Genomic DNA, 7,336 nt, shown 5'->3' with positions numbered 1-7,336 from the left:
TTAGAAACTTTCGGAATTTTTGGGTTAGAAGTATGTTGTCTTGGCATCTTGTCTGTTGATTTAGCATAAAGGGTAACGAAGAGCCTTTATTAGCAGTATTAGTGGAAGCTTTTTATTATCTGTCTAACCAGCTAGAAGATGTGTTAATTGAGGAGTCAACCAGTTTAATTAGTCGCTTTTGTCAGCGTCTTTTAGATGCGGTAAGACAAGGTGATTATTATCGACAAATTTACCGATTATTAGGCAATGATGGCCACCTAGAAATTCAGCTAAAACAGCTAGAATTGCAGTTAATTAATGCCTTAGTTTCCGAAGCAAAGACCGAGTGTGATCGCTATGTACGAGAAAATCATAATTTTTACAACGAAGGCACTTTTTCGATCTTTCAATTTCGGCAAACTGTGCAACAAACTGACCAAGGTTATGACTGTGAAAGTATTCTTGCTGCCGAACCTGCTATCCGTCAATTACTTAAGTTAGATTTTGAGCCAAAAGTATCAGCAACAATTCATAAAAACTTCCGCCAAACTGTTAATAATACTCTGAAAAATCAATTGATACCAATGGCAAAAAAACAAGCGGATACTATTCTACAACAGTTCAATCAAGCTCGTTCTTATCTAGAACAAACCTTAGAACAGGAAGCGGCGGAAAAAATTGCTAATAATGCCCGCAAACAGGAAGAAATTCACCAAAAAATTGAGGATTATAACCAAGCGATAAACTCTCTCAATACTTGTTTAACTGCTATGGGTTTACAGAAAAATCATTTACCTGTAATTGGTGAACAAGAATTAGAGATTGTCCCTGAAGTTGTTAATCACTCCAGCAATTAATATGGGGGAGCGGGAAGTGGGAAGCAAGAGGAAACAATCCATCTATTAAAAACCGATTTGGTGTCAAAGCAAAAAATTAATTAAAATTAAAACTCATCGGGGGATAAGCGATCGAAGTCTTGTTATCCTTAAACTGGTAGGTTTCGAGATTTTTCTAGGCTCGCAGCTTAACCCGATCAACCGATAACCGATAGAGGAGTGCAGAATGGGAGAATGGTTAGATTTTACCGATGAAGTGGTCACTGTTAATGGCAAAGGTGAGGAAATTAAACGGGAAAAAGTCACTAATCGAGGTTATAAATATTTTTTAAGCAAAAAAACCTTTTTAGAGATGATTTCTATCCCTAGCGGTCAATACCTCATCGGTGCGCCTAAAAGCGAGTTAGGCTGGAAATTGAGTCAAAGTCCCCAATCTCTGGTTAATGTTAAAGCTTTTTGTCTGAGTCGCTACCCAATTACCCAACGACAATGGCGCGAGGTGGCAAAATTAGAACCGGTAAATATTGAACTTAATCCCTATCCGGCCCATTTTGAAGGTTACGATCGCCCCGTAGAACAAATTAACTGGTGGGAAGCGGAGGAATTTTGCGATCGCCTATCCCGTCTCACCGGACTCAATTATCGTTTACCCGCAGAAAAAGAATGGGAATACGCTTGTCGGGGAGGAACATCAACCCCTTTTCACTTTGGCCCGACAATTTCCACTGATTTAGCCAACTATTCCGGGGTGGACTGGGATTATGGGGGGAAAGTGTGCAGTTATGGTCGTTATGGGGAAGGTTCCCTAGGATGCGATCGGCGAGAAACCACACCGGTAGGAATGTTTGCCGTCGCTAACCCTTTCGGACTCTACGATCTACACGGAAATGTCCGGGAATGGTGTGCAGATTACTGGCGCGATAACTACGAAGCGGCCACAATAGAAGATAGGGACAGACGAGTTTTACGCGGGGGTTCCTGGAATGACGGCCCCAACAAATGTCGCTCGGCCTACCGGGTCAAATTTCTCGCTACTGCTGGACTCTATGATATCGGCTTTCGTGTCGTTAGCGATAATTCTCCTTCAATCTGAAAACCGATCATCGAAACCAGGCAAAATCACGGCTATCGCGCCGCGCAAACCCATATTAATCCCCAAACCATTAAAACCAGCGCTTCTCCAGCCGATTGTATCGCGCTTAGTCGTCTGTAATCCGTACCCGCGCTTAGCACCCAGAACGGAAAAACATTAAGGTTATTTTTTCTAGACTCCTTATACCCGGTAATTATTCCAATGAGTTTTGCCTATCTACTTCTGATTAGCATTCTATCCCTGTTCTTAACCTTCTTTCTTGGCTATTTAGGTCTACGATCACTCTCGCAGTGGTCGATTGATCGCTGTCTAGCTCTAGCTGGTGCCTGGGGAATCGCCTTACAGTCGGCACTCGCTTTCCTGAACTTTCTCCTCGGATTTTCTGGAAAAACTTTTCTCGTCGTCGCAACGCTCGGTTTATTCCTGCTCTTTTTCGCTCTACTCCTCCGAAAGCCAAAGCGCGAGGAACAGAGAGGACATTATCAATGGATTTATTTACCGCTACTCTTGTGGCTCGCTCTGCTAGGAATGCAATTGTTTGTTTTACTCTACAGTGGGGCAGGTTACTATGGCGACTGGTGGATGCACTACGACATCGCACGAATTTATCTAGGAACACAAAAATTAGATACCGTTTATTTTGAGATTTATAATGTCACATCTCGCACGCCATTATTTAACCTATTTTCTAGTTATTACCTAGGTCTATTTGAAGAGAGTTTTAGCATTTATCAAATCCTGAGTATTTTACCCGGAATCGCTCTGGTGACTCTGATTCCTCTGTTCCTCCGCCCGTCCTTAATTCCTTTGGCTTTTTCTCTTGTCGCCTTCAGTCCTTATTTTAGTAATATGATTAGCTATCCCTGGCCGAAAATCCTCGCCACGGTTTATATTTTGGTCAGTTTTTATTTTTATCTCGACATCCGCCATAACTGCCGATCGAGATTATATTCTGTATCGGGACTCGCTTGTGGTTTAGGTTGGGGATTGGCTCTTCTCAGTCATCCTTCGGCGATTCTCTACGTCATCGCTCTGATCATCGATAATCTCTGGGTCAATCGTCATAATCTGCCCCTAGTGGCCCGTCAAACTGGTTTTGCCCTCATCGTGGCGATCGCTATTTGTTTACCTTGGTATTTATGGGGAATCTCTCAATTCGGTCTCGCTTCTCTATTTTCTACGGCGGCAAGAACTACAGGAACTGCGACGGCTTTCGGCAGAATTATCGACGCAATCAATAACAGTATTGCAACCATTTTCCCGCTAGAACTTATCGAAGCGGTCACCAAGCGGATCGTTCACGGGCCGGGATCGGGGGGAGAATATCATGTGTTACGCTATCAACTGTGGAATTCTTGGTTTAGACTCTATTACGGTATTTTCTCCGGTGCCTTAACTCTCACCCTCTTCGCGGTTTTGGTGGTCGGTTTCTGGCAACGGGTTTCGGGAAAGGTTCGCTCTCATCCTCTCTTTCCTCCTTCTTTTCTAGTCTCGGTATTCGCGATCGGATTTTGGGGAGGCTGCTTTTTACAACCCGGATACCATCGAGGTGGGGTAGTCGGGGAGAGTATGACACCGCTCGTAGTTCTTTTATTCTTCTTTGCGGTCGAATATCTGGCCACGTTACCAGCAAGGGTTAAACAAGGGGCTTTTCTGGCGGTCGTCCTAGAATTTTTCTTATCCCGGGGGATTCACCTACTCTTTCTCGGTACGGAGGGATCGGTGGTTTGGGACGGTAATGCCGATTTAAAAGGGAAATATGCGCTAGTATTCGCGAGGGATATCATCGGTAATTCATCCGGGTTATGGATAACGACGATCCCTCTGATTCTCTTTCTGGTGATCGGCTGGAAAAGTCTATTGATCGATCGCAAAGTGATTTCAACCCACTAATTGTTACTCCTGACTTCTGACTTCTTGAACGCCGATCTCGCCCCTACAATAATATTATTGTGCCAATGGTAGGGGCGTATCGTGGTCAGTGAGTTTATCGAACTGCGTGCGCCCAAAATGTTATATAGATATTTCTCCAAAATTGAGATGCACCCAATTTAGAGATGTTTGTCAGACAAATTTTGAAAATGTACCGATCCTCGATCGAGAGCTAGAATTGATTTTAGAGACAATAAAGGTGATTTAACCAAATGATTGCTAACTTTGACCATAACTATCTTTCCCCGGAAGATTATTTAGCAACGGAGAGAATGGCCAAGGATAAACACGAATACATTCGCGGTCAAACCTACGCCATGGCTGGTGCAAGTAAAGCCCACGGTATGATTATTATCAACTTAGCCACACTTTTAAAAAACCGGCTGCGGGGTAGTGGTTGTCTTGTCTATGCCACAGATATGAAAGTTCGTCTAGAAATAGCTAATAGTTATTTTTATCCCGATCTTGTAGTTACTTGCGACTCGCGAGATAATCGGTCTTTCTCGGAAGATTTTATCCGTTATCCGCGCTTGATTGTAGAAGTATTATCCCCCACTACTGCTGCCTTTGACCGGGGCGATAAATTTGCCGACTATCGTTCCCTTGAAACTTTAGAAGAATACGTTCTTATCAGTCAAGAACGCATCAGTGTAGATTGTTTTCGTCTCAATGATGAAGGATTTTGGGTTCTTTATCCCTACAGCAAAGGAGCAGATATTTATCTAGCTAGTATCGATTTTCACTGTGCGATCAAATCTTTATACGAAGATATAACAGAAATCTGTTAAAAAATCAGATCAGTTTTTTTCTGTTTACTATTTACTTTTTACCTGATTAATGCTTGTCATCCTCTCCGCTATTATTCCAGTGGGTTTTATCATCCTCATCGGTGTGATAGCAGGAAAAATTCTCACTGTTGAAGTGCATTCCCTTTCCCAAATCACGGTTTATATTCTTGCTCCCGCTTTGGTCATTGATGGACTCTATCGCACCACTTTATCCGGCAGCAATATCGGTTTAATTCTCCTAGGTTTTGCTCTTATTTCACTGGTAATGGCGATTGTCGTCGAAATTATCGCCTCTTGTCTTAGTCTCGATGTTGATACCCGCAAAAGCCTCATGGCTGCCGCTGTGATGCCCAATAACGGTAATATGGGTTTACCTGTGGCTAGTTTTGCCCTGGGTGCGGCTGGACTGGAAAGAGCGATAATCTATATGATTGGTTCTAGTATTCTTTTATTTGGTATTAGTCCCGCTTATTTGCGAGGAAAAAGCTTTCTTTCTGGATTTCGCTTAGTTTTTCAATTGCCCTTAGTCTGGTCAATTTTTATCGGCATTAGCTTTCAAACTTTCTCTTTTCATCTTCCCCTGCAATTAGATAAAAGTATTAGCTATCTAGGACAAGCGGCAATTCCTTTGGCTTTAATTATCCTAGGTATCCAATTATCTCAGCAAAAATTAGCGATCGGTAAATTAGAATTATTAGCGGCCTGTTTGCGTCTTTTAGTCGCTCCTCTTTTGGCATTTGCGATCGGCAATAGTTTAGGATTAACCGGTATGGATCTAAAAATTCTTATCCTACAAAGTGCCATGCCCACCGCCGTTAATACCGTCATTTTAGTCACAGAATTCGGTGGTTCGGCCGCTTTGATGGCCCGCACAGTTGTGGTCACTACCCTTGCTAGTTTTCTGACTATTCCTTTCTTTCTTTGGTTATTAAAAGTCTATTTATAGCAGTTATCTTAATGGTGAGGTACGAAGTTTTCGTTTTGGTTATCAGTTATCAGTTATCAGTTATCAGTTATCAGTTATCAGTTATCAGTTATCAGTTATCAGTTATCAGTTATCAGTTATCAGTCATCAGTTATCAGTTATCAGTTATCAGTTATCAGTTATCAGTTATCAGTCATCAGTTATCAGTTATCAGTCATCAGTTCACTGAAAAAAGCTCCCCATCTCCCCATCTCCCCCCGCAACGCGCACGAAGTGGTCTCCCCATCTCCCCCCGCAACGCGCACGAAGTGGTCTCCCCATCTCCCCATCTCCCCCCGCAACGCGCACGAAGTGGTCTCCCCACTTCCCAATTCATAATTTATAATTCATAATTCATAATTTATAATTTATAATTCATAATTCATAATTCATAATTCATCCTTTGACTCACCCCAGCAATGGCAGCCAAGAGAAACCAAACAATAGTATTAATCTTGACATCGGAGAGGGTGACATCGACGAGATTAAATAAAACACAAGCACCAAAGGCTACCAGATAGGTAAAGATAATTAACTCACCCCCGGCTTTTTGTTGCCGTAGAAAGATAAATAAACGCCACCCTTGGGCATAAATCCAACCCACCCAAATAGACAATAAAATTAAGCCAATAATTCCCGTTTCTGCCATTAACATCAAATATAAATTATGGGGATGACCTAACCATAATCCCTGACTTTTTTCGTAGAGAGGTGTAAAACTGCGTAATCCCCAACCGAATAGGGGTCTTTCTTGGGTCATTTCTAGAGTAAAACGCCATTGAGTTGATCTGAGAGTCGCTAGAGGGCGATCAGGGAACATTTCATCGGATAATCGCGCCCAAATCGCCCTAGGAACCAAAAAACGCAGACTATCTCTTAAAGGATTTGGTCCCCAAGAAGCGAGGGAAATCACCCCCCCCAAGAGGACAAAACCGGCGACTAAGGCATTCCAACCCAGATAAAGGGCGAAAATTAGGCCTCCTAAAAAGGCTAAGGCCCAAGCATTGCGAGAATTGCTTAAAAATAGCCCTACACTGTCGATAAATATAGTTAAAGTTAAAAACCCGACTTTGAGATTTAAAAGGGTATTTCTTTGTCTGTGCCACTGCCGCCAAGTTAGAATTAATAAACCGATCGCTAAAATCAGAGTTATTAATAAATAAGCCCCCAAAAGATTAGCATACATAAAAACCGAAGACATTCGCCCTAAAGGTTCGCCCCCCACTCCGTAGGGCCAGGTAAAAATCCCTTTTAATGCTTCCGGTTTTTGCCAACCGAGAAAAATTTGTCCCCATCCCATCACCACTACCCAAACCGACGGAATAACCATCACCCAAGCTAGTTGACGCAATTGAGAGGGTTTTTTAATTAATTGCCGAATATTGCTAAAAAAGAAGAAAAAGGGCAGGAAATTTCCCAAACCAATCCAAGCATCCCCCGGAGTTGGGGAAAGACTGGCACTAATCATTAGCCAAAGAGTGACGATACCGAGACCTTGATTGAGACGTGACTGGATAATTGCCCGAAAATTGCCGGTAAAAACCCTAATTAATACGATAATCATGCCGATACCCGCTAACTCCGGCAGGATCATGGCGATAAAAACTGAAAAAAGTGTTAAATTCCACTCCCACCCTTGACAAAAAATCTTTTTCATCGGAAATTTTGGGTCTGAAACCCCGCCGTTCTAGGTTGGCTTTACGTTAGAATTAAAAGGCCAGTCTCGAAAACCAAGTGGACGGCG

The 7,336-nt window shown here is 42.6% G+C and carries 5 protein-coding genes and 1 pseudogene; 5 read left to right on the top strand and 1 reads right to left on the bottom strand.

Annotated features, from left to right (window positions below; translation table 11 throughout):
• Positions 1–83 precede the first annotated feature (83 nt).
• The 5 genes and pseudogenes from BGL89_RS08130 to BGL89_RS08110 all read left to right on the top strand — a co-directional run.
• Positions 84–836: pseudogene (locus BGL89_RS08130) on the top strand (dynamin family protein); the annotation flags it as partial.
• A 205-nt stretch (positions 837–1,041) separates the two neighbouring features.
• Positions 1,042–1,908, top strand: a complete 867-nt coding sequence (locus BGL89_RS08125; protein WP_286825285.1) for a formylglycine-generating enzyme family protein — start codon at positions 1,042–1,044, stop codon at positions 1,906–1,908.
• Positions 1,909–2,109: 201 nt separating this feature from the next.
• The gene (locus BGL89_RS08120) at positions 2,110–3,801 is read left to right on the top strand and encodes a hypothetical protein (protein WP_286825284.1); all 1,692 of its coding nucleotides are present in this window, start codon (positions 2,110–2,112) and stop codon (positions 3,799–3,801) included.
• Positions 3,802–4,052: 251 nt separating this feature from the next.
• Positions 4,053–4,628, top strand: coding sequence for a Uma2 family endonuclease (locus BGL89_RS08115; RefSeq protein WP_286825283.1), 576 nt, complete (start codon positions 4,053–4,055; stop codon positions 4,626–4,628).
• Between the two features lie 49 nt (positions 4,629–4,677).
• Positions 4,678–5,574: an AEC family transporter gene (locus BGL89_RS08110; protein ID WP_286825282.1), complete on the top strand. Its 897-nt coding sequence runs from the start codon at positions 4,678–4,680 to the stop codon at positions 5,572–5,574.
• Between the two features lie 400 nt (positions 5,575–5,974).
• On the opposite strand, the gene BGL89_RS08105 is transcribed toward BGL89_RS08110, so the two are convergent.
• A complete protein-coding gene (locus BGL89_RS08105; RefSeq protein ID WP_286825281.1) occupies positions 5,975–7,249 on the bottom strand; it encodes an O-antigen ligase family protein in 1,275 nt (424 codons plus the stop codon).
• Between the last annotated feature and the right edge of the window lie 87 nt (positions 7,250–7,336).

Origin of the sequence: Microcystis sp. LSC13-02 (genome assembly GCA_002282935.1) — a bacterium.
Taxonomy (GTDB): Bacteria; Cyanobacteriota; Cyanobacteriia; order Cyanobacteriales; family Microcystaceae; genus Microcystis.
The sequence above is the reverse complement of the archived record's forward strand: the minus strand, read 5'-3'. Positions and strand labels throughout refer to the sequence as shown.

What these genes read in the sequence shown, in the direction of transcription:
- BGL89_RS08125 (WP_286825285.1), top strand. Translation starts at nt 1,042, where the DNA reads ATGGGAGAATGGTTAGATTTTACCGATGAAGTGGTCACTGTTAATGGC.
- BGL89_RS08120 (WP_286825284.1), top strand. Translation starts at nt 2,110, where the DNA reads ATGAGTTTTGCCTATCTACTTCTGATTAGCATTCTATCCCTGTTCTTA.
- BGL89_RS08115 (WP_286825283.1), top strand. Translation starts at nt 4,053, where the DNA reads ATGATTGCTAACTTTGACCATAACTATCTTTCCCCGGAAGATTATTTA.
- BGL89_RS08110 (WP_286825282.1), top strand. Translation starts at nt 4,678, where the DNA reads ATGCTTGTCATCCTCTCCGCTATTATTCCAGTGGGTTTTATCATCCTC.
- BGL89_RS08105 (WP_286825281.1), bottom strand. Translation starts at nt 7,249, where the DNA reads ATGAAAAAGATTTTTTGTCAAGGGTGGGAGTGGAATTTAACACTTTTT.